The organism is Polaribacter sp. 2305UL8-11, assembly GCF_058147165.1.
The window spans coordinates 71,812-94,156 of record NZ_JBYVJW010000013.1; the positions used below are offsets into that span (position 1 = coordinate 71,812).

At 27.7% G+C, this 22,345-nt stretch carries 19 protein-coding genes and 1 other RNA gene; 15 read left to right on the forward strand and 5 right to left on the reverse strand.

Annotated elements, in window-relative coordinates:
- Positions 1-211 precede the first annotated feature (211 nt).
- Positions 212-5,005, forward strand: a complete 4,794-nt coding sequence (locus tag ACY2RW_RS12535) for a T9SS type A sorting domain-containing protein (protein ID WP_490123067.1) — start codon at positions 212-214, stop codon at positions 5,003-5,005.
- A 56-nt stretch (positions 5,006-5,061) separates the two neighbouring features.
- On the opposite strand, the gene ACY2RW_RS12540 is transcribed toward ACY2RW_RS12535, so the two are convergent.
- Both ACY2RW_RS12540 and ACY2RW_RS12545 read right to left on the reverse strand, forming a co-directional pair.
- Positions 5,062-7,509 carry a TonB-dependent receptor gene (locus ACY2RW_RS12540; RefSeq protein WP_490123068.1) on the reverse strand — a complete coding sequence of 816 codons (2,448 nt, stop codon included), beginning with the start codon at positions 7,507-7,509 and terminating at the stop codon, positions 5,062-5,064.
- Positions 7,510-7,514: 5 nt separating this feature from the next.
- On the reverse strand, positions 7,515-9,218 hold the full coding sequence (locus ACY2RW_RS12545; protein WP_490123069.1) for a M23 family metallopeptidase: 1,704 nt from the start codon (positions 9,216-9,218) through the stop codon (positions 7,515-7,517).
- Between the two features lie 147 nt (positions 9,219-9,365).
- On the opposite strand from ACY2RW_RS12545, the gene ACY2RW_RS12550 reads away from it, so the two are divergent.
- The 4 genes from ACY2RW_RS12550 to rny all read left to right on the forward strand — a co-directional run bounded on the left by ACY2RW_RS12550 (position 9,366) and on the right by rny (position 11,812).
- Positions 9,366-9,656, forward strand: a complete 291-nt coding sequence (locus ACY2RW_RS12550; RefSeq protein WP_490123070.1) for a hypothetical protein — start codon at positions 9,366-9,368, stop codon at positions 9,654-9,656.
- Positions 9,657-9,670: 14 nt separating this feature from the next.
- Complete coding sequence (locus tag ACY2RW_RS12555) at positions 9,671-9,961, forward strand: cell division protein ZapA (RefSeq protein WP_490123071.1); 291 nt, start codon at positions 9,671-9,673, stop codon at positions 9,959-9,961.
- A 56-nt stretch (positions 9,962-10,017) separates the two neighbouring features.
- Positions 10,018-10,144: non-coding RNA, 6S RNA (gene ssrS / locus ACY2RW_RS12560), on the forward strand.
- Between the two features lie 102 nt (positions 10,145-10,246).
- Complete coding sequence (gene rny / locus ACY2RW_RS12565; RefSeq protein ID WP_490123119.1) at positions 10,247-11,812, forward strand: ribonuclease Y; 1,566 nt, start codon at positions 10,247-10,249, stop codon at positions 11,810-11,812.
- 61 nt (positions 11,813-11,873) lie between these two features.
- On the opposite strand, the gene xerD is transcribed toward rny, so the two are convergent.
- Positions 11,874-12,770: a site-specific tyrosine recombinase XerD gene (gene xerD / locus ACY2RW_RS12570; protein WP_490123072.1), complete on the reverse strand. Its 897-nt coding sequence runs from the start codon at positions 12,768-12,770 to the stop codon at positions 11,874-11,876.
- Between the two features lie 71 nt (positions 12,771-12,841).
- On the reverse strand, positions 12,842-13,312 hold the full coding sequence (locus tag ACY2RW_RS12575; protein WP_490123073.1) for a DUF3575 domain-containing protein: 471 nt from the start codon (positions 13,310-13,312) through the stop codon (positions 12,842-12,844).
- A gap of 77 nt (positions 13,313-13,389) precedes the next feature.
- Between ACY2RW_RS12575 and aroQ the strand changes: the two genes are divergently transcribed.
- Positions 13,390-13,803, forward strand: coding sequence for a type II 3-dehydroquinate dehydratase (gene aroQ, locus ACY2RW_RS12580; protein ID WP_490123074.1), 414 nt, complete (start codon positions 13,390-13,392; stop codon positions 13,801-13,803).
- 24 nt (positions 13,804-13,827) lie between these two features.
- Here the strand turns inward: aroQ and ACY2RW_RS12585 are convergent, their stop codons facing one another.
- Positions 13,828-14,301, reverse strand: coding sequence for a GNAT family N-acetyltransferase (locus ACY2RW_RS12585; RefSeq protein WP_490123075.1), 474 nt, complete (start codon positions 14,299-14,301; stop codon positions 13,828-13,830).
- A gap of 102 nt (positions 14,302-14,403) precedes the next feature.
- On the opposite strand from ACY2RW_RS12585, the gene ACY2RW_RS12590 reads away from it, so the two are divergent.
- The 9 genes from ACY2RW_RS12590 to ACY2RW_RS12630 are packed head-to-tail and all read left to right on the forward strand — an operon-like array spanning position 14,404 to position 22,345.
- Entirely contained in the window at positions 14,404-15,276 is an 873-nt protein-coding gene (locus ACY2RW_RS12590) for an ABC transporter permease (RefSeq protein ID WP_490123076.1), read from the forward strand.
- Position 15,277: 1 nt separating this feature from the next.
- On the forward strand, positions 15,278-16,561 hold the full coding sequence (locus ACY2RW_RS12595) for an ABC transporter ATP-binding protein (protein ID WP_490123077.1): 1,284 nt from the start codon (positions 15,278-15,280) through the stop codon (positions 16,559-16,561).
- Positions 16,558-17,310 carry a hypothetical protein gene (locus tag ACY2RW_RS12600; RefSeq protein WP_490123078.1) on the forward strand — a complete coding sequence of 251 codons (753 nt, stop codon included), beginning with the start codon at positions 16,558-16,560 and terminating at the stop codon, positions 17,308-17,310. The genes ACY2RW_RS12595 and ACY2RW_RS12600 overlap by 4 nt, the downstream gene beginning before the upstream one ends.
- Entirely contained in the window at positions 17,311-18,090 is a 780-nt protein-coding gene (locus tag ACY2RW_RS12605) for a methyltransferase, TIGR04325 family (protein ID WP_490123079.1), read from the forward strand.
- On the forward strand, positions 18,090-19,025 hold the full coding sequence (locus ACY2RW_RS12610) for a class I SAM-dependent methyltransferase (protein ID WP_490123080.1): 936 nt from the start codon (positions 18,090-18,092) through the stop codon (positions 19,023-19,025). The genes ACY2RW_RS12605 and ACY2RW_RS12610 overlap by 1 nt, the downstream gene beginning before the upstream one ends.
- A 1-nt stretch (position 19,026) precedes the next feature.
- Entirely contained in the window at positions 19,027-19,860 is an 834-nt protein-coding gene (locus ACY2RW_RS12615; protein ID WP_490123081.1) for a class I SAM-dependent methyltransferase, read from the forward strand.
- Positions 19,860-20,906: a hypothetical protein gene (locus ACY2RW_RS12620; RefSeq protein WP_490123082.1), complete on the forward strand. Its 1,047-nt coding sequence runs from the start codon at positions 19,860-19,862 to the stop codon at positions 20,904-20,906. Before ACY2RW_RS12615 ends, ACY2RW_RS12620 begins: the two co-directional genes overlap by 1 nt.
- On the forward strand, positions 20,890-21,252 hold the full coding sequence (locus ACY2RW_RS12625; RefSeq protein WP_490123083.1) for a sugar 3,4-ketoisomerase: 363 nt from the start codon (positions 20,890-20,892) through the stop codon (positions 21,250-21,252). The genes ACY2RW_RS12620 and ACY2RW_RS12625 overlap by 17 nt, the downstream gene beginning before the upstream one ends.
- Positions 21,239-22,345: a DegT/DnrJ/EryC1/StrS family aminotransferase gene (locus ACY2RW_RS12630; protein ID WP_490123084.1), complete on the forward strand. Its 1,107-nt coding sequence runs from the start codon at positions 21,239-21,241 to the stop codon at positions 22,343-22,345. Before ACY2RW_RS12625 ends, ACY2RW_RS12630 begins: the two co-directional genes overlap by 14 nt.

Below are 22,345 nucleotides of genomic sequence, written 5' to 3' on the forward strand. Positions count from 1 at the left end.
ATAACAAAATGAAGAGTATTAATTTATATGAAAAAGTAGAAAAAGAAAATTTTAAGTTATTCATTCATAGTAAAAAACGTTAGCAATAGCTTACTAATTTTTATAGAAAAAACACAAATCCTATACATAAAAAACATTTAAAAATACCTAATCATAGGTATAAGTAAACTCAATTTCAAAGTTATTTTTATATCATAAAAACTTACCTATCATGAAAACAAAATTATTTTTTTTAATAATTCTTTTTACGGGAATTAATCTTGCTGCTCAAAATGTAAATATTCCTGATGCTGCAATGAAACAAGCTCTTTTAAATGACTATAACATTAACACAAATAGAGATAATGAAATTCAAGTTTCAGAAGCTGAAGCAATTACACAAGCTATAGATAAAGGTAATAACTTAGGCATTAAAGATTTAACAGGGATTGAAGCTTTTATAAATATTACAGGATTAAACGTAAGCGGAAATGAGCTAACCTCTGTAGATTTATCTAAAAACACCAAATTAAAATGGTTGGTTATTAGTAACAATCAATTAACGAATATAGATATTAGTAACAATCTATCACTAACCTATTTAGATGCTCGAAAAAACAAAATAACTACAACAGGTTTTACTGCTCATACAGGAGTAAAGGACTTATTGTTGGGAGAAAATTCATTTTCAACTTTTGATGCAACACCTTATACAGATATAGAAACTATTAATTTAAACTCGCAATCTGTTGATTTAACATCATTAAATATTGCAGGATTAACAAAAGTTAAATGGTTATTTCTGCAAGATAACGAATTAGGAAACATTGATGTAAGTAACCTTCCAAATTTATTAGAGTTTGGTGTTAGCGATAGTGAGTTTACTACATTAGATATAACTAAGAATTCTAAGTTACAAAAACTTTGGGCAATTAATAATAAGATTACAAGTATAGATGTTACAAACAACACAGAATTGACAGAGTTATATTTAAGAACTAATCTATTAACTTATTTAGATGTAACTAAGAATACAAAATTGGTTAGATTACAAGTTCCAGATAATCAAATCACTTCAATCGATTTATCAAAAAACCCTCTATTAGATAGATTGTATTTGTATGATAATCAGCTAACTTCAATAGATGTAACTAAAAACCCTTTAGTTAGAATTTTATGGTTAGAAGGTAATCAATTAGCAACCGTAGATTTAAGCAATAGTACAAAAGTAGATAATTTAGCAATTGGTAAAAATCCGCTTACGAGCTTAGATGTTACAAACCAAACAGCAATGAGAGTCTTGACCACCGAAAACACTCAAATTTCTACTCTTGATGTATCTAAAAATATAGAGCTACAACAACTTTGGTTAAATGAGAACACTAATTTAACATCAATAGATTTAAGTAATAATCTTAAAATATGGAATTTAGGATTGTCTAAATCTGGTATTACAGAGTTAGATTTATCTAACCAAAAAATAAAAAAATTGTTTGCTGATAATTGTACAGCACTAACTAAAGTAAACCTATCTAATGGATTTAATAGTTTTGTGCAAGAAATTACTTTTTCTGGTTCAACTAACTTGACTTGTGTGCAAGTTGATGATGTTTCTTATGCCACATCAAACTGGACAAATATAGATAATACTTCTATCTATAATTCAGATTGTGGATATAACCAAGTAGAATTGGTGGCAATCCCTGATACCAATTTCGAAAAAGCTTTAATAGATTTAGGATATGATACAAACGGATTAAGTGGAAATATTTTAAAGACAGAAGCAGCTGCAATTACAGAGTTATCAATTGTAGATGTTGCTAATGATAGTGTTAAATTTCCAAATGTATCAGACGCTATTTCTAATTTAACAGGAATAGAAGCGATGATAAATTTAACCAAAATAGAAGCTGGAAAAAACAATTTATCTACAGTAGATGTATCAAAAAATGTTTTATTAAAAGAGTTGTTTGTAAATGATAATCAATTAACAGGAATAGATGTTTCAAATAATATTTTATTAGAAAGATTAGGTGTTATGCGTAATAAAATTACAACTGTAGATGTAAGCAAGCTATCAAACTTAAAAGATTTATTTCTTCATGAAAATAAGTTAACAACTTTAGATGTTTCTAACAACCCAAATTTAGTTTGGTTGTATGTACATACTAATGAGTTGACTTCTATAAATTTAGGAACACAATCAAAATTAGAAAGATTTTATGCTTGGTCTAATAAATTAACTTCTGTAGATATTAGTTCTATGACTTCTTTATTAAGACTGGTAGTTACAGGAAATCAATTAACCACACTTAATGCTTCGAATTCTCCAAATTTGATTTGGTTTACGGCTGGAGAAAATAAATTAACATCTGTTGATTTTAAAAACAATACTAAACTAGAATCTGTTTGGTTGCACCATAATCAAATAACAGCATTAGATGTTTCAATGCTACCAGAATTAAATTATTTAAGAATTTACAATAACCAAATAAGTAGTATAGATGTTTCTAATAACCCTAAAATGCAAATTTTATGGTTGGCAGGAAAACCAGATGATTTTGGAGGCGCTTCAGAAACCAACACAATTGTTAGTTTAAATATTTCTAACAATTTAGCATTAAGAGAAATTATATTGCCTGGATTAAAAATACCATCATTAGATATTTCAAAACACACAGCATTAACATTATTAAATGTTAATAGAAACCCAATTTCTAGTTTAGATGTTTCTAATAATGAAAAATTAGAAGTTTTAGCAATTGGGCTTACACCTATAACAAGTTTAGATGTTTCTAAAAACACGAAATTAAAAGATGTTTTTATGTGGGAATCTATGTTAACGGAAATAGATTTTGGAGCAAATCCGCTTTTAGCAAATTTAGATGCTGCTAATAATTCTGAGTTAACAAAAATGAATCTTAAAAATAGTGCTAACCAAAATATAAAAACATTGAATTTAAACAATAGTCCAAAATTAACTTGTGTACAAGTAGAAGATGTTTCTTATGCAACATCTAATTGGACAAATGTAGACAATGCATCTGTGTACAATACAGATTGTGGGTTTACAACAACTGCTGCTATTGTAAATATACCAGATGCAATTATGAAAAATGCGTTGTTAGCTGTTCCACAAGTTAATACGAATGGAGATAATGAGATTCAGGTTTTTGAAGCAGAAGCAGTAAATTTTCCTTTAACAGGAGAAGGTTTGGGTATTTCTGATGCAACAGGTATAGAAGCATTTATCAATATTCCATCCATCAATTTTAAAGGAAATAAATTAACAACATTAGATGTCTCTAAAAACACAAAACTAACATTTTTAGATGTAACTAATAATAAGTTAACTTCTTTAGATTTGAGCGCAAATACAGAATTAGATTGGCTAAATGCAGGAAATAATGAACTAGCATCATTAAATGTAACAGGGTTAACTAAACTACAAGCTATTTACGCCTTTGAAAACAAACTAACTTCTTTAGATGTTTCTTCAAATGTAGGACTAAAGAGATTGTGGTTGGGAGATAATGATTTATCTACTGTAGATTTTTCTTCTAACACATTGTTAGAACAATTTAACTTAGATAAAAACTCTAAAATTACAAGTTTAGATTTATCTAATAATTTAAAATTATGGAGAATTCATCTTTGGCAAACACAATTAACTACAATAGATGTAACAATGTTAACAGAGTTGAGTAGATTGTATGTATCAGCAAATAAATTAAGCAGTTTAGATATTTCTAAAAATAAAAAACTAACAGATTTAAGAGCAGGAGAGAACTCAATTACAACTTTAGATGTATCTAACAACCCACTTTTAGACAGAATAGATATGTTCTCTACAAATATTTCAAAATTAAACGTAAGTAAAAATTTAGCCTTAACAAGGTTGTTGGTAAATAATTGTAAACTTACAGGAATAGACATTACCAAAAACACACTGTTAAAAGAGTTCATTGCAAACAACAATTCTATAGTTAATGTAGATATAAATAACAACCCAGCATTAATTAAACTACATCTACAAAATAATAAAATAGAAAGAGCTTATCTTAAAAATGGTGCGAATTCTAATATTACAGATTTTGATATCTCTGGTAATCCAGATTTAAAATGTATTACTGTAGATAATGTATCTTTTTCTAATACTAATTGGACAAAAAAAGATGCTACAGCAAATTATAATACAGATTGTAATGCAGAATGGGAAGTGTATACAGAAGACCCTGTTTTAGAAACTGCAATTGTTGCTATACCTGGTTTAGATGATGATGGTGATGGAATGATTACTTACCAAGAAGCTCAAGCATTTACTGGAAATTTAGATTTAAGTGGTAAGAATATTACAGATGTTACAGGTTTAGAAGCTTTTACAAATGCAGCAAGTATAAATGTTTCTGGAAATACAATTACAGATATAAGTAGTTTGTTAAACGCAAATACAGTAATTGTTTCTTCAAGAATTTCAGGTAAAAAAAGAAGTTTACAAAGAAGTTCTAATAAACTAAAGGTATTAAATGTTTCAAATAATTTAATAGCAGAAATAGATATTTCTCAAATAACAAGCATTACAGAGTTAATTGCAAATAATAATAAATTAACTACTGTTAATGTTAAAAATGGTGCAAATACAAATTTATTAAAGCTAGATGTTACTGGGAATGCAAATTTAACATGTATAGAGGTTGATAATGTTGCAAATGCCAACGCAAATACAAATTGGTTAAAAGATGCTCAGGCTTCTTACAAAACCTCTTGTAGCCAGTCTTTATCTGTTGATGAATCATTTTTAAAAGAAAACATTTCCATCTACCCAAATCCAGCAACTACTAGTGTTCAAGTTGATTTGTCAAATAATTTAACGTTAAAAAATATTAAAATCTTTAATTTGGTTGGTAAGCAATTAATTACATCAAAAGATGGCTTTTTAGATATTGATAATTTATCTAAAGGAATCTATTTTATAAAAGTTACAACAGACAAAGGTTTTATAAACACTAAATTGATTAAAAATTAAAAAGGAAAAGTATATTTAGAAATTAGAAAAAGAGTTGATGCAAATCAGCTCTTTTTTTATAGTTTCATGGCTATTTTAAAGTTTAAAACTCTCCCAGTCATAAAATTAGGGATTCCAAATTGGTTTTTAGAATACACATCTCTTACCCAAGTGTTGGTTATAGAATTTTGAATGTCAAACATATTAAAAAGTTCTAAACCTGCAGATAACTCTTTAAATTTAGACAACCATCCTGAAGAAAATCTCTTATTGGCATCAGTAAAAATATAAGATACTCCTAAGTCTGCACGTTTGTAATCTCTTAAACGCCCTTGAAATTGATACACATCTGCATAAGCAGGAGATCCACCAGGAACACCAGTGTTGTAAACCAAATTTAAATAGGCTTTTAAATCTGGCAAATTAGGTACATAATCTTGAAATAAAATTCCAAATTTAATACGTTGATCAGAAGGTCTGGAAATATTTCCTCTGTGATCTATGTTTTCTTCTGTTTTTAAATATCCTAAACTTACCCAACTATCACTACCATGAACAAATTCGCCATTTAAGCGTAAATCCAATCCTTGTGCATAAGCAGTAGCATTATTATCTGCTCTATATCTAATTCTAACATTATCTACTGTATATGCATTTACATTAGATAGGTCTTTGTAATAGGTTTCTGCTGTAAATTTAAATGGTCTATCCCACATTGTAAAGCTGTAATCCATCCCTAATACAAAATGAATAGATTTTTGTGCTTTTACATCAACATTTAATTTGCCATTAAAATCTCTTAATTCTCTATAAGAAGGAGGTTGTGAGTACCATCCTGCAGATGCTCTAAACAACATATCATCTTCCCAATTTGGTTTTATTGCAAATTGTGCTCTTGGGCTAATAATTGTTTGTCCTTTACTAGAAATTCCATTTCCTGTTACTGTCCAATGTTGAGCTCTAATTCCTATATTATACCAAACTTCGTTGCTATTCCAATTTAAACGCTCTCCAAATTGTGCGTAACCAGAAATTCTATTTATTTGTACATTATTATTTTCTCTAATGTTTTGAAAAGGAGTAATTGGTCCTTCAAATGGGGCATAAGGTTGGTCATTTTTTATAGTATGGTTTGGAGGACGAATTGAAAAGCCCAAAGAATCAATCACTTCCCATTCTCTAATTCTGTCTCTAACATCTTCTTTTTGATATTTTGCACCAAAATCAAACTGCATTCTATCTACTTTATAAGTTCCTCTTACTTGTACATTGGTAATTAAGGCATCTAAGTCGTTTCTAGCATGGTTTAATTGCGAACCAATTCCTTGAGAAAATTCAACTTCTCCAAAGTTTTCAGAACCAATATTGGTATCTACTTCACCTAAATTATATTGTGCAGCAATGTCAAAATGCTCTTCTTCTTGGGTGTTATATCTAGAAACAGTGGCATTTAGTGTTAAATAATCGTTTACCTCATATTCTGTAGAAAATGCGCCAAATGTAGTTAAGTAATTATCTTCTTCTTGGCCACTATAAAAAACAATCAATTCTAGCGGATTTGCAACTGTACCAAAACGAGTTCTTCTAGATAAAGGTTTGTAGTTGTAATTATTTAAAGAAAAGTTCCCTAAAAATTTAAAACGTAAATAATCTGAGGCACTATATTCTAAAAAAGTTTGAAAGTCTATAAAACGAGGTCTAAAATTAGTTTCTATTTGTTTGCTATTTACAAATAAGCTATTGTCTCTATATCTAAAACTACTAATAGAAGTTAGGTTTTTATTAATTGGAGCTTCGAAAGTTACACTACCACCTAAAAAACTACCTTCTATAGTTGTAGCTACTTCAGTAGGTTTTCTATAAGTAATGTCTAAAACAGAGGACAATTTGTCTCCATATTTAGCTTGGAAACCCCCAGCAGAAAAAACAATATTTCTCACCATATTTGGGTTGATAAAACTCAAGCCTTCTTGCTGACCAGATCTAATTAAAAAAGGTCTGTAGATTTCAATTCCGTTTACGTAGACTAAATTTTCATCAAAATTACCACCTCTTACATTGTATTGAGTACTTAATTCGTTGTTGTTATTTACGCCAGGTAAAGTCATTAAAGTATTTTCTACACCTGCATTTGGACCAATAACATTTTTTACGGTTTTTATGTTGATGTTTTTAAGTCCTTGCGCATCTTTTTTGTTGTCTTTGACAATAATTTCATCTAATTGTTCTGTGTTTGATGTTAAAATTGGCGAAAATCGAATTGTATTTCTACTAGTTGCAGTAAGTTTTTTTGAAAAAGTTCTGTAAGAGATATGCCTAAAAACAACTGTTATTTCTTGTTTGTAAGGTATTCTAATGCTATAGTTACCGTTTTTATCTGTGGTGGTTCCTGTTGTATTGTACTTTACAGAAACCCCTTCTATGGGTTGTTTGTCTTTGTTTTTAACAGTTCCTTTAAGAATTGTTGTTTTTTGAGCAAAAGCAAATAGAGGTAAAAAGAATAAGAATAGGAAAACTTTTTTCACGTAGATTAGTTTACTTGTTTTTTAAAGAACGTTGTAGAAACTGTATTCGTATTTCCAACATTGTCCGAGACTACAATTTTAAAGATATGTTTGCTACCAAGCAATTTTTTATCGCTAAAATTATAAGTTAATATTTTTTTCTTGTGGTTGTATTGCATTAAAACCCATTTTCCATCAATAGTTGCTCTCCAGTTTTTTATACCAGAATCTTTATCATAAATTTTTACTTTTAGGGTTTTTCTTTTGGAAATCCATTGTTGGTCTTTAAAGTACAAAATTTTTATTGTAGGTTTTGTTTTGTCAGATTTTAAAGTATAATTGCCCAAAGTCTTTGTTGTGGTATAAAAGGTACTATCTTTTTTTCTTGTATATTGATACCTTGGGTATTTTGGATATGCTAAATTTGCTATATATAATTGTTGTTTTTCTGTTTCTGAATACTTAGAAACATCAAAAGTTAATGTGTAATTTTTATCTAAAGGGATACTTGGATTATGAATTTTTGCAATTCCATTTTCTACTTTAAAATCTAAAAAAACATCTTTATAAAATGTGTTTTTTGGAAATGCAATTGTAACGTTTTTATTTGTAAATTTCTGAAACTTTTTTGCCACTATTTTATAAGCTGTAGTATCTTTTGGTTGGGTAAAAATAGTATTACTTTCTTTACCAACTACAGGTATTTTTATAGAACTTCTATTTCCTTTATAGTCTTTTGCAATGATTTCTATAGTGTAACTTAATCCATTTTTAATATGTACTTTTCCATTATTGATTAAATCTTTATAGGTAGAAAGTTTGTTGGGAAATTCTTTATATGTTTTTTGATACCTTCTTTTGTATTCCTTAAGTTGCTGATAATCAATGTGTAAATTGATAAATTTACTTTCTGCAAAAGAAAATGTTGTAACATCATGATAATAATATCTTTTACCATTTACAAGCATTTCTAAGCTATAAATTCCATTTTTATTGGGTGCTTTATTTAATCTGTCAAAAACATTAACAGCAAAACCTATGGTTCCTGCAGCAGAAATTCTGTTAGCTTTATAGCTTCCAACTCCTGTAGATTTTAAAGATAGAATAAATGATTTATTTTGGTTGTTAATTCTAGAATCTGTAGTTAGAGGATATATTTTTAAAGATTGAAAAACGGGGTGTTTATCGTCTGCAACCTTTAAACCAAAAAGTAAAGGATTTATAATATTTTCGGTCTTTGTATTTCTAATTTCATAATGTAAGTGTGGGCCACCAGAACTACCAGTATCACCAGAAAAAGCAATTACTTGTCCTTTTTTAACTGGAAATTTATTTTTCTTAAAATAAAGATTACCTGTTTGGTAATTCTCTTTTTTATATTGAATAGATTTTATATATTTTTCGATATCATCAGCATATTTGCTTAAGTGCGCATACACTGTAGTATATCCATTTGGGTGTGTAATATAAATTGCCTTTCCAAAGCCAAATTGTGCCACTTTTATTCTAGATACAAAACCATCTGCAGCAGCATAAATTTTTAAACCTTCTTTACCTTGAGTTTTTATATCTATTCCAGAATGAAAGTGATTCGACCTTAATTCTCCAAAAGTACCAGCTAAAACTGTTGGAATACCTAAAGGATTTCTAAAATAATCTTTTGGGTATTTTTCTTGAGAAAACCCTAAAAAAGAAGATAAAATGATGAGTAGCAATAAAGAATATTTCAAAACGCAATTATTTTGTGTAAAAATAGTAAAAAACATTTTTTTATTAATCTGTTTGTTTTCAGTATATTAGTAAAAAAGCAACAAAATGTTGTAAAATTTAAAACAGATTGTTAACTTTGTAGATATAGTTTTATTCTAATAATTTAGATGAGTAATACAATAGAAGTAATTCATTTATTAGAAGATAAGTTAAAACAACTACTTTCTAATTATGAATTTTTAAAGAATGAGAATGATGTTTTGCTTCAAAGTACAACTAAATTACAACATCAATTATTAGAAAAAGAGCAACAGTTAGCAACTCAAAAAAAAGAGTACGATTTGTTAAAAATTGCAAAAACTATAGAAGGCAGTAGTACAAATACAAAAGATACAAAACTCAAAATAAATGCTTTAATTCGCGAAATTGATAAATGTATAATTCAATTACAAGAGTAAAGTTCTTTTAAATAGTGGGAAAACTTAAAATTAATGTTGTTATAGCAGGTAGAACCTATCCTTTGAGTGTAAACAATACTCAAGAAGAAGAAGGTATGAGAAAAGCAGCAAATGCTATTAACAAATTAATTGCAATGTATGAGCAAAACTATGCAGTTAGCGACAAACAAGATGTTTTAGCTATGTGTGCTTTGCAATTTGCTTCTAAAGTAGAAATTTCTAGTTTAGAAAAAGATTCCACTAACAGAGAAGTAGTAAATAAAATAAAAGAGTTAACAGATAAAGTTAATTCTCATTTAGAATAAGTTCTTTAAAATATACATTAACAACACACTGCCTACGTTAGTAATTTGTTTGATAAACTCAACAAGAATCTATTATAAAGGATAAGTCTTAGTTGCTAAAGCGAGTCGTAGATGCTAATTTATTTTAGTATCAAGCGAATACTTGATCAACTAGTTAGTCCTAAACCTGTAATAATGGAGTTTATAAAAACCACACTAATGTAGGCTTTTTTTATGCTTTTTAGTTTTAAAAAAAGAATTAAACTTTTTTTGATTTTAAAAAGTATCACATATCAAATTAAAATTATGGATGGAATTATACTGCCAATTATGGCAGCAATTATAGGAATAGTAATTGGGTTTTTAATTGCAAATGCTATGCAAAAAGCAAGAGGAAAAAAAATGCTTAATGGTACTAGAAAAGAGGCAGCCACTATTCTAAAAGAAGCTAAAATTGATGCAGAATCAATAAAAAAAGATAAAATATTACAAGCTAAAGAAAAGTTTATAGAGCTTAAATCTGAACACGAAAAAGTAATTTTAGCTAGAGAAAAGAAAATTTCTGATGTAGAAAAAAGAATAAGAGATAGAGAATCTCAAGTTGCATCTGAAGTTGATAAGAATAAGCGTTTAAACAAATCTTTAGAGCAAAAAGAAAATGACTACAATAACAAACTAGATTTTTTAGATAAAAAGGAAGGCGAGTTAGAAAAAATGCACAATCGTCATGTAGATATGTTAGAACAAATCTCTGGTTTATCTGCAGATGAAGCAAAAAAAGAATTGGTTTCTACTTTAAAAGATGAGGCAAAAACAGAAGCAATGGCTTTTGTACAAACTTCTATAGAAGAAGCAAAATTAACAGCAGAACAAGAGGCAAGAAAAGTTGTTTTAGGAACGATACAAAGAGTTGGAGTAGAGCAAGCAGTAGAAAATTGTGTTTCCGTTTTTAACTTAGAGTCTGATGATGTAAAAGGTAGAATTATTGGTAGAGAAGGAAGAAATATTAGAGCTTTAGAAGCAGCAACAGGTGTAGAAATTATTGTTGATGATACTCCAGAGGCTATAATTTTATCTTGTTTTGATCCAGTTCGTAGAGAAATTGCACGCTTGTCTATGCATAAATTGGTTACAGATGGTAGAATACATCCTGCAAGAATTGAAGAAGTTGTTAAGAAAACCGAAAAACAAATTACACAAGAAATTATAGAAGTTGGTAAAAGAACAGTAATTGATTTAGGGATTCATGGTTTGCATCCTGAGTTGATTAAAACTGTAGGAAGAATGAAATACCGTTCTTCTTATGGACAAAATTTGCTACAGCACTCTAGAGAAGTTGCCAATCTTTGTGGTATTATGGCATCTGAAATGGGATTAAATTCTAAAGTTGCCAAACGTGCAGGTTTATTACATGATATTGGTAAAGTTCCTGATACAGAAAGTGAGCTTCCTCACGCACTTTTAGGAATGCAATGGGCAGAGAAATATGGAGAAAAACCAGATGTATGTAATGCAATTGGGGCTCACCATGATGAAATAGAAATGAAAAGTTTAATATCGCCAATAGTACAAGTTTGTGATGCTATTTCTGGTGCAAGACCAGGTGCAAGACGTCAAGTTTTAGATTCGTACATACAACGTTTAAAAGATTTAGAAAATATTGCTTTTGGTTTTTCTGGAGTTCAGAAAGCTTATGCAATTCAAGCTGGACGTGAATTACGTGTTATGGTAGAAAGTACGAAAGTAAATGATGCAAAAGCTGCAGAATTGTCTTTCGGAATTTCTCAAAAAATACAAAATGATATGACATATCCTGGTCAAGTAAAAGTTACAGTTATTAGAGAAACAAGAGCTGTAAACGTGGCAAAGTAAAAATTTAGAATTCAAAATAAATAAATAAATAAATAAATAATCCTGCTTTTTGCAGGATTATTTATTTTCTAGGGTGATATGTTTCTACAACTTGCTTTAAATAGCTTTTGTCTAAATGCACATATACTTCTGTTGTAGTGATGCTTTCATGACCTAGCATTTGCTGAATAGCTCTTAAATCTGCACCATTTTTTAATAAATGTGTTGCAAAAGAATGTCTTAATGTATGTGGACTTATTTTTTTATTTAAATTTATTTTTATGGCTAAATCCTTTAAAATCATAAAAATCATTTGTCTTGTCAACCCTTTTCCACGTCTATTTAAAAAGACGATGTCTTCAAACCCTTTTTGAGGTTTAATATGAATTCTAATATCGTTTAAATAAAACAAAATATATTTTTGTGCCTTGTAATGAATAGGCACAAAACGTTGTTTATTTCCTTTACCCATAACTTTTACAAAACCTTCATCAAAAAATAAATCAGAAATTTTTAAGTTTATAAGTTCGCTAACACGCAAACCACAACTATAAATAGTTTCTAAAATGGTTCTATTTCTTTCTCCTTGAGGATGACTTAAATCAATAGCAGCAATTAGCTTAGTAATTTCATCTTCAGAAAGTGTATCAGGTAGTTTGCGACCAATTTTTGGAGTTTCTAATAAATCTGTAGGGTTTGTTTCTCTGTATTTTTCAAAAATTAAATAATCAAAAAAACTACGCAAACCAGAAATAACTCTAGCCTGACTTCTTGGGTTTATTTCTTTTGCAATCGTATAAATAAATTGTTGAATCGTATTTTCATCAATAGAAATAGGAGAGAGGTTAATATCATTTACTTCTAAATAAGATGCTAACTTATGCAAATCTCTAGCATAACTATCTATTGTATTTTGAGACAAGCCTCTTTCTATTTTAAGATAAAGTTGATAATCTTTTATTGCATTTTGCCATTTCATTTTATCTAGTTTTTTGAAAATAAAAAACCACCCTTAAAAGGATGGTTTTTATAATGTTGTTAAAATAGCTTTTACCAAGCATAACCAATAGATACACCTAATGTTGCTGCTGTAGAATTTAATCCAGATAAAGAATCTCCACCAGTATTAAAACCTATTCCAGCAAAGAGATCTAAAGCAAAATGTTCTCCAAAAATCCATTGGTGACCAATTTCTCCTCCAACACTAAAAACTGAAGCAGAGTTATTAGAATTATCTTCTAGAGAAAAATAACCTACACTTGGTCCTGCATGCCACCCTCTAATTGCTACACCATCAAAATAAAACCTATATTCTGCACCAACCCCAAGACCAGAAATATCTGCAACATTGAAGTAAATACCAGAAATAGTAGCTGTTTGAGAGTCTTTAGTAGAAAACTCATAACCCGCATTTGCAATTCCGAATGCCAGACCTAAAGGATTTGCTTTGATAACGTTTGTTTGTGCATTTGTGATACTAAATGCGAAAAGCAATAAAGCTGATGCCAAGATTTTTTTCATAATATTTTATTTTTAAAATTATATATTCAAATATAAAAAAATATATGATATTTACCTTTTAAATAATTAAAAAATACATGAAACTAATCATCATAAACGGACCCAACCTAAATCTTTTAGGAAAAAGAGAACCAGAAATATATGGTTCTAAAACTTTTGAAGATTTTTTTAAAGAGTTACAGTTAAAGTTTAAAAATGTAGAACTTTCTTATTATCAATCGAATATAGAAGGAGAAATTATAGATAAACTTCATGAAGTCGGTTTTAATTATGATGGAATTATTCTAAATGCTGCTGCATATACACATACATCTGTAGGTATTGCAGATGCAGTTAAAGCAATCGAAGCACCAGTTATAGAATTACATATTTCTAATGTACACGCTCGCGAAGAATTTAGACATCATAGCTACATAGCACCAAATGCAAAAGGTGTTTTATTTGGTTTTGGACTAAAAGGATATGAATTGGCTATTCTAAGTTTTCTCTAGTTCTGAACTTGTTTCAGAATCTTTCTATTTGAATTTCAGAATCATTTTTATATCAGACCTTTCATAATGCGAATTTTCTTCTAAAGGAATTTCTTTAAATCCCATTTTTAGATATAGATTTATTGCAGGTACTAGCTTTCTATGAGAATATAGGGTAATACTTTTCCATTTTTGTTTTCTTGCAAAATCTATACAAAATTCCATTAATTGTATGCCAATTTTTAGACCTTGATATTTTGGTAAAACCGCCATTTTACTTAATTCAAAAAAAGTATTTTGGTTAATGAGTGATACCACACCTACAATTTCGTTATTATATTTAGCAAAAAAAATAAAACCTCCAGGTTCAATCACATATTTCTGTGGGTTGCTTAAAACCTTTTCATCATAAGGCTCTACATAAAAGTATTTTTTTAACCAAGCCACATTTAAATTGTAAAAATGATTCGCATATTCTGGTTGATAAGGAACTATTTGTATGTTTTTTTTGTTGGTCAAATCTTAGTAGTATTTTTCTAACGTAAAAATAATACGATTCAGCGAAAAATAATATGAATTCTGTTAAAATAATTTATATTTGTTAAGATATAAAATTTATATATGCAGCAAGAGAAATGGCTTTTCGAGATTACTCCAAAGAAAAGTTTATTTAGCCTAAATTTAAAAGAGATTTGGCAATATAAAGATTTATTGGTCTTATTTGTTAAAAGAGATGTTGTCACCAAGTACAAACAAACAGTTTTAGGACCACTTTGGTATATTATACAACCATTGTTTACTTCTGTTATTTTTACATTAATTTTTAATAATATAGCAAGCATTTCTACAAATGGTATCCCCTCTTTTTTATTTAATTTAGGTGGTATTACTGCTTGGAATTATTTTAAAGACTGTTTAACAGAAACGTCTGATACTTTTAAAAAAAACGAATCCATTTTTGGTAAGGTTTATTTTCCAAGAGTTATCATGCCATTGTCAACCATATTTTCAAATTTTCTAAAATTTGGTATTCAACTTTTAATTTTTATCTCATTTTATTGCTATTATTTTTTGAATGATAAAATAGATTTTAGCCTAACATTAAATTTAATTTATTTGCCTTTTCTTTTTTTATCAATGGGAGCATTGGGTTTAGGTTTAGGGATGATTATTTCATCTATGGTAACAAAATATAGAGATTTATCGTTTTTGGTTGCTTTTGGTGTTCAATTATTAATGTATTTATCTGCAGTGGTTTATCCTATAGAAGCTGCAAAAAGAGGTTTAAAAGAGTATCCTTTAGCAATAAGTTTTATAGAATACAATCCTATGACTGCTGTTATAGAAAACTTTAGAAATATTGTTTTTCCTACTTTAGGTACAAATGTAAATATGAGTGATATTTTATACATGACAGCCATTTCTTTGCTAATTTTTATTCTTGGATTGGCAGTTTTTAATAAGACTGAAAAGACTTTTATAGATACTATTTAATATGAGCTCAGAAATAATTTTAAAAGTCGAAAATTTATCCAAACAATACAGGTTAGGAACTGTTGGAACAGGAACCATTAGTCACGATTTAAATCGTTTTTTTGCTAAAATTAGGGGTAAAGAAGACCCTTATTTAAAAATAGGCGAAAGTAATGATAGAGCTTCTAAAGGAAAATCTGAATATGTTTGGGCATTAGAAAATATAAATTTTGAAGTAAAAAGAGGAGAAGTATTAGGTATTATCGGTAAAAATGGTGCAGGAAAATCCACCTTATTAAAAATACTTTCTAAAGTTACAGGGCCAACTAAAGGTTCTATAAAATCTAAAGGAAGAATAGCTTCTTTATTAGAAGTAGGTACTGGATTTCATCCAGAAATGACAGGAAGAGAAAATATCTTTTTAAATGGAGCAATTTTAGGAATGACTAAAAAAGAGATACAATCTAAATTAGATGAAATTGTTTCTTTTTCAGGCTGCGAACGTTATATAGACACTCCTGTAAAACGTTATTCAAGTGGTATGACAGTGCGTTTGGCATTTGCAGTAGCTGCACATTTAGAGCCAGATATTTTAATTGTAGATGAAGTATTGGCAGTTGGTGATGCAGAATTTCAGAAAAAAGCCATTGGTAAAATGCAAGATATTTCTGGCAATGATGGTAGAACTGTATTGTTTGTAAGTCATAATATGGCAGCAATAAAAAACCTTTGCAATAGAGGAATTATTTTAGATAAAGGAAAATTAAGTTATTTAGGATCTATTGATGAATGTATTGAGAGGTACTTGTCTAATGAAAGTGATAATAAAATTAAACTTAAAAACAGAGAAGATAGAATTGGTACTGGAGATATTATTTTTTCTGACTTTAGACTTTTAAATAATGATGGTAAACTTGTAAATGATTTTATATCTGGAGAATATGCAAAATTTACTATTGATATTTTTTTCAATAAAAAAATTAATTTAGAAGGATTAGAAATTGGTTTTGTAATTAAAGATTATAAAGAAGTTAAAATAGTAGATATTTATTCTGATGAAATAGGAGTTAATTTTCAGTCGCTATATAAAACAAATTCCTTTAGCTTAGAATTTGATAGATTACCCTTAAGAGGAGGTAAATATACTGTTGATATGGTTATCCAAAATGGAAGAATATCGGTTAATAGAATAGACTTATTATTAAATGCTTTTTCTTTTGAAGTAATTTCTGGCGATTTTTGGGGCACTGGAGGTATCAACAGAGCTAATAACGTTGCTATATTAGACCCGAAATTTATAGTATGATAAAAAGAATTTTAAAAAGAATTTATACAAAACCATTTGAGTTTAATTACAATGTAAATAATAATTCAAAAAAGGTTGTAGTATTAGGCACTCATAATTCAATAAATAAAATTAACTTACAAGACTATAAGGATTGTTATAAAATTTCTTTGGGTAATTTTTTTGAACATCAAGATATTGATTTAATAGCACCAAATTGTCATGTATTTGCTGGTTCTCATCCTCCAATTACAGATGAAGTTTTTTTAAATTGGTTAAAAAGATGTGATTCTAGACTTCCTTCAAAAACGAAAATACTTTTACATAGAAAAAATAAATATTTAGCAGAAAAAGCATTTAAAAATAGAGAACTATTTTATTATTCAACAGGAGGAACTTTTCCAATAAATTTTAGAAAAAAAATTATTTCTCCTCAAAGTGTTTCTCTTGTTGGATTGCAGCTAGCTATATATCTCGAATTTAAGACTATATTGTTGCTTGGTATTAAACATGATTGGCAACAAGTAGAAAAATACACTCACTTTTATAGCCATGACAAACCCTCTCTAGAATATTATCTTAAAAAAAATGGTATAAAAATTAGTTATGAAGAACAAACATACCCTTTTCCTAAAGAGTATTTATATAATGTTTATAATCTTTATAAGCAATATGAAGATTTAAAGGAATATGCTGAGAAAAAAAATATCTCAATATTTAATGCGGATCCTTATTCTTCATTTGATGTTTTTAAAAAATATACTAATTAAATGAGTTTATTAAAAAAGATTAAAAAACGATTCCATAATAAAGAGAAAGACTTAAGTGTTTGGAGTAAAACTTTTAAAACTTGGGAGGAAAGCCTTAAAGAAAGTACTAGTTATGATTCAGATTTTATTTTAAATTTATGCAGAGAAGCACTGCTAAAGGTTAAAAATGGTGAAGCTGCTTTTGAAAGAGATTCAGTAGCTTTTAAAAAAATGAATTATGATTGGAAAATTGTAGCAGCTTTACAACATGTTTGTATTCAAAATAATAATCAGTTATCCGTTTTAGATTTTGGAGGAAGTCTTGGAAGTAAATATTTTCAGAATAAATTATTTTTTAATAATACAAAGAAGTTTGAATGGAGTGTAGTGGAACAAAAATCTTTTGTAGAAGTTGGTAAAAAAGATTTTTCTAATAAAAATTTAAGTTTCTTTTTCAATATAAAAGAATGTATTTCCGAAAGGAACCCTAACGTTATTTTACTAAATAGTGTACTTCAATATTTAGAAAACCCATACTTGATATTAGATGACTTGCTAAAAACATCAATACCTCATATAATTATTGATAGAACTTCTTTTATAAACGATGATGAAGATCTATTATGTATACAAGATGTACCAACTTATAAAGCCAAACTACCACATTGGTTCTTATCATACCCAAAATTACTTAAATTCTTAAAAGAAAGAAATAGAGAAATTGTTATAGAAGACCTATCAGATATTCAATTTAACAATCTAAAACTAAAATCTGTGTCTAAATTTTTAATTATAAAATAATGGAATGCTTACTTTGTTTATCAAAAAATACAACTAAAAAAAGAGTTGCCTCAAGAGACGATTTAATAAAAATATGGAAGCCTTTTTATGATGTAGAAAGAATCTTTAACGAAGAAGATATTTATAATTATACTTGTAATAATTGCGGTTTAGTTTTTTTTGATCCTAAATATGCTGGTGATGATGCTTTTTATTCAGAGTTAGGAAAGCAAAATTGGTATTATGAGCATCCTGGAAAAACGGAATACGATTATGTCCAACAATTTTTTAAACCAGGTTTTAAAGTATTAGATGTTGGTTCTGGTATTGGTATTTTAAAAGATAAAACAGACATAGCTATAGATTATACAGGATTAGAATTAAGCACTAAGGCTGTAGAAATTGCAAAAGAAAAAGGAATAAATGTAATAAAAGAAACTATACAAGAACATGCAGAAAGTAATAAAAACTTGTATGATGTTGTTGTTAGTTTTCAAGTTTTAGAGCATTTAACAGAAACTAAAACTTTTTTAAATTCCATAAAAGAAGTTTTAAAAAAAGGAGGAGTTTTTGTTGTTGCTGTTCCAAATAACGAGTCTTTTATAAGTAGGTATCCAAATTACACTTTTAACCTTCCTCCACATCATACGATTCTATGGAAAAGAAAACAATTAGAAAAAATTGCAGAAATTCATAAATTTACAGAAATTGAAATCCATAATGAGTCTTTACAAAAGAGTCACTATAAATTAGCTGTTAGTTCTTCTAAGTATTGGTTGTTAAATTCACTTATTTTTAGAAAAATTAAATTAGTAGATCAATCACTAACCCATCATAGGATTAATAAAATTATAAATATTTTTGATGGAATATTGTCTACTAAATTTTTTAAAAGAGTTTTAAAAAATAAAAATAAAGATGGACAAAGCATAATAGCAGCTTACAAAAACAAATAAAATGAAATATTTAAATTTAGGCTGTGGTTCTCATTATGTTGACAAAAAAGAATGGATAAATATAGATTTTTCATCTAATGATCCAAAAGTTATAGAACATAATTTATTACAAGGTATACCCTTTAATGCAGATACTTTTGATGTAGTTTATCATTCTCATGTTTTAGAGCATTTCTCTAAAGAAGATGGAGAAGTTTTTATAAAAGAATGTTTTAGAGTATTAAAAAAAGGAGGGGTTTTAAGAATTGCGATTCCAAATTTAGAGGAGATAGCAAGAAAATATATTTATTTTTTAGAACAAGGAATTGATAATCCAGATAATAAGCTAATAGAAGCAAATTATGAATGGATGAAAATTGAAATGATAGATCAAATTGCAAGACATAGCAATGGAGGTAATATGATAAGAGTACTTTCTCAAAAAAAAATAATAAATGAAAATTTTATTTACGAAAGAATTGGTGAAGAGGGAAGAGACCTAAGAAGAAAATTGATTCAAACCAATGCTAACCAAATTTCTTCTATACAAAAAAAGAAAAAGAAACCTTTAGGTAGAAAAATTAAGTATTATCTTTTAAATAAATTGTTAAAAGCTTTAAATATTAATCAAAAGCATTTAGTTTTAGGCTCTTTCAGACTAAAAGGAGAAATTCACCAATGGATGTATGATAGGTACTCTTTAACAAAGTTATTAAAACAACATGGTGGTATTAAAATTGAAGTTAAAAATGCTTTCGGTAGCTATATACCAAACTGGAAAGAATTTAATTTAGACGGAACTGACAATCAAATAAGAAAACCAGATTCTCTATTTATTGAATGTAAAAAAGGATAATGCAATTAAATTTCGCCACTTTTTTTGATAAAAATTATTTATCTAAAGGAATTATTTTAATAAAATCTTTGGAAAGATATTTAGAAGATTTTACAATTTATGTAGTTTGTATAGACGATTATACAAAACAGTATTTTACAAAATATAAAAACGATTTTAAAAACGTAATTACAATTACTCTTAATGATGTAGAAGAAGGTGATAGTAAATTATTAGAAGCTAAAAAAAATAGATCTATTATAGAATATTATTTTACGCTTAGTCCCTGTATTCCATTATATTTATTAAAAAAATATAAGCTTACACATATCTGTACTTTAGATGCCGATATAAAATTTTATTCCTCACCAACCAATATATTTAAATATTTAGAAAACTATTCTATAATTATAACACCACATAAATTTTCAAAAGAAATTAAACATTTAGAATCTTTTGGTAGATATAATGTTAGTTTTCAAATTTTTAAAAATGACTCAGTAGGTTTAAGCTGTCTTACAAAATGGAAGAATCAGTGTATAGATTGGTGTTTTGATTATTTAGATAAAGATAATAAAAGGTATGCAGACCAAAAATATTTAGATAACTGGTGTAATTTATACAATTCAGATATTAAAGTTTTAGATGATTGTGTTAGTGGTATTGCTCCTTGGAATCTAAACAATTATAAAATTGTTAAAAATAAAGATGGAGATTATTTGTCTAATGATAAACGGATTATTTTCTATCATTTTCATCACTTTAAACTTTTAAGAAAAAGATGGGCATCTAATGGTTTTTTTATTTACTCAGCAAATTATCAGAAAGGAATTAAACATATTTATGCCAATTACTGGACAGAAAATCAAAAGATATTAAAAAAATTAGGTTACGAGTTAAACAATAATTTGAGAGAAAATATTTCATCTTCAATAAAAAGTTTATTTAAAAACCAAAAAACATTATTTTTTAAGTTTAGTAATACTAAAATTATCTATATTGATGTTACAAAACTGAATCCAACTTTAAAAAAAGTTTTATCATTCTTATATGCCAAAATTAATTAAATTAAATACATTTTCGGATTCAAGAGGGAGTTTGACTGTGATAGAAAAGAATATTCCTTTTAATATTAAAAGATTGTTTTACATTTATGGTGTAGATAATTCTACAAGAGGTTTGCATAGGCATAAAAAAACAATACAAGCTGCTATTTGTATTTCTGGAAGTTGTGTTATTACAAATGACAATGGTAGAGATAAAAGCGAGTATTTATTAGATAGCCCTAATAATTGTTTAATTCTTTATCCAGAAGATTTTCATTGGATGCATAAATTTTCTAAAGACGCAATTCTTTTAGTATTAGCTTCAGAATTTTTTGATCCTAAAGACTATATTTATGAGCCATATTAAAGTTCCTTACGAAAATCTTAAAAAAGCAAACCAAAAATATCTTTTGGCTTTAAAAGAAAATGCTAATAGAATTATAGATAGTGGTTGGTATATTTTAGGAAAAGAAGTGGTAACTTTCGAAAAAGAATTTGCAAGATTAAATAAGGCAAAATATTGTATTGGTGTAGCATCTGGTTTAGACGCACTAATTTTAGGTTTAAAAGTTTTTAATTTTCCGGACAAAGCTAAAGTACTTGTGCCTTCAAATACATATATAGCATCAATATTAGCAATTTTAAGAGCAGATTTAACTCCTGTTCTTGTAGAGCCTAATAAAGACACTTATAACTTAGATTTAGAAGGAATCAAAAAAAAATACACAAAAGATTGTGTAGCTATTCTGCCAGTTCATTTATATGGAAAACTAAGTCCGATGAACGATATTGTAAAATTTGCAAAAGAAAAAAAATTAAGAATTATAGAAGATTGTGCTCAAAGTCATTTTGCAGAAATTGATGGTAAGTTTGCTGGTACTTTTGGAGATATTGGAGCCTTTAGTTTTTATCCAACAAAAAATATTGGTGCTATTGGAGATGCAGGCGCAATTATTTGTAATAGCCTTTCAGTTTTTAACAAACTAAAAGCATTAAGAAATTATGGAAGTGAAAAAAAATATCATAATAAGTATATTGGTTGGAATTCAAGATTAGATGAGATTCAAGCTTGTTTTTTAAACATAAAACTTAAAGATTACAAAAATATTATTGCACATAAAAAAAGTTTAGTAAAAATTTATTTTGAAGAGTTGTCAACCATACATCAAATTAAATTACCCTTGAATTTCGGTAAACAAGATGTTTGGCATATTTTTAATATTCTTGTCTCAGAAAGAAATAATTTAAAAGAATTTCTTTTAAAGAAAGGAATTTCTACAGAAATACATTACCCAATACCCCCAAATCTACAAGAAGCGTATAGCTACTTATTTATAGATGAAGAGTATCCTGTTTCTGAGAGTATTCATAAAAAAACATTGAGTTTACCAGTTTCTTTATGTCACAATAAACAAGACATTAAATATGTATGCAGTATTATAAAAGAATATTACAGCTAA

Excerpts from the sequence above, each read along its gene's own strand:
- ACY2RW_RS12535 (WP_490123067.1), top strand. The coding sequence starts at position 212 with ATGAAAACAAAATTATTTTTTTTAATAATTCTTTTTACGGGAATTAAT.
- ACY2RW_RS12550 (WP_490123070.1), top strand. The coding sequence starts at position 9,366 with ATGAGTAATACAATAGAAGTAATTCATTTATTAGAAGATAAGTTAAAA.
- rny (WP_490123119.1), top strand. The coding sequence starts at position 10,247 with ATGGATGGAATTATACTGCCAATTATGGCAGCAATTATAGGAATAGTA.
- xerD (WP_490123072.1), bottom strand. The coding sequence starts at position 12,770 with ATGAAATGGCAAAATGCAATAAAAGATTATCAACTTTATCTTAAAATA.
- ACY2RW_RS12575 (WP_490123073.1), bottom strand. The coding sequence starts at position 13,312 with ATGAAAAAAATCTTGGCATCAGCTTTATTGCTTTTCGCATTTAGTATC.
- aroQ (WP_490123074.1), top strand. The coding sequence starts at position 13,390 with ATGAAACTAATCATCATAAACGGACCCAACCTAAATCTTTTAGGAAAA.
- ACY2RW_RS12590 (WP_490123076.1), top strand. The coding sequence starts at position 14,404 with ATGCAGCAAGAGAAATGGCTTTTCGAGATTACTCCAAAGAAAAGTTTA.
- ACY2RW_RS12595 (WP_490123077.1), top strand. The coding sequence starts at position 15,278 with ATGAGCTCAGAAATAATTTTAAAAGTCGAAAATTTATCCAAACAATAC.
- ACY2RW_RS12600 (WP_490123078.1), top strand. The coding sequence starts at position 16,558 with ATGATAAAAAGAATTTTAAAAAGAATTTATACAAAACCATTTGAGTTT.
- ACY2RW_RS12605 (WP_490123079.1), top strand. The coding sequence starts at position 17,311 with ATGAGTTTATTAAAAAAGATTAAAAAACGATTCCATAATAAAGAGAAA.
- ACY2RW_RS12610 (WP_490123080.1), top strand. The coding sequence starts at position 18,090 with ATGGAATGCTTACTTTGTTTATCAAAAAATACAACTAAAAAAAGAGTT.
- ACY2RW_RS12615 (WP_490123081.1), top strand. The coding sequence starts at position 19,027 with ATGAAATATTTAAATTTAGGCTGTGGTTCTCATTATGTTGACAAAAAA.
- ACY2RW_RS12620 (WP_490123082.1), top strand. The coding sequence starts at position 19,860 with ATGCAATTAAATTTCGCCACTTTTTTTGATAAAAATTATTTATCTAAA.
- ACY2RW_RS12625 (WP_490123083.1), top strand. The coding sequence starts at position 20,890 with ATGCCAAAATTAATTAAATTAAATACATTTTCGGATTCAAGAGGGAGT.
- ACY2RW_RS12630 (WP_490123084.1), top strand. The coding sequence starts at position 21,239 with ATGAGCCATATTAAAGTTCCTTACGAAAATCTTAAAAAAGCAAACCAA.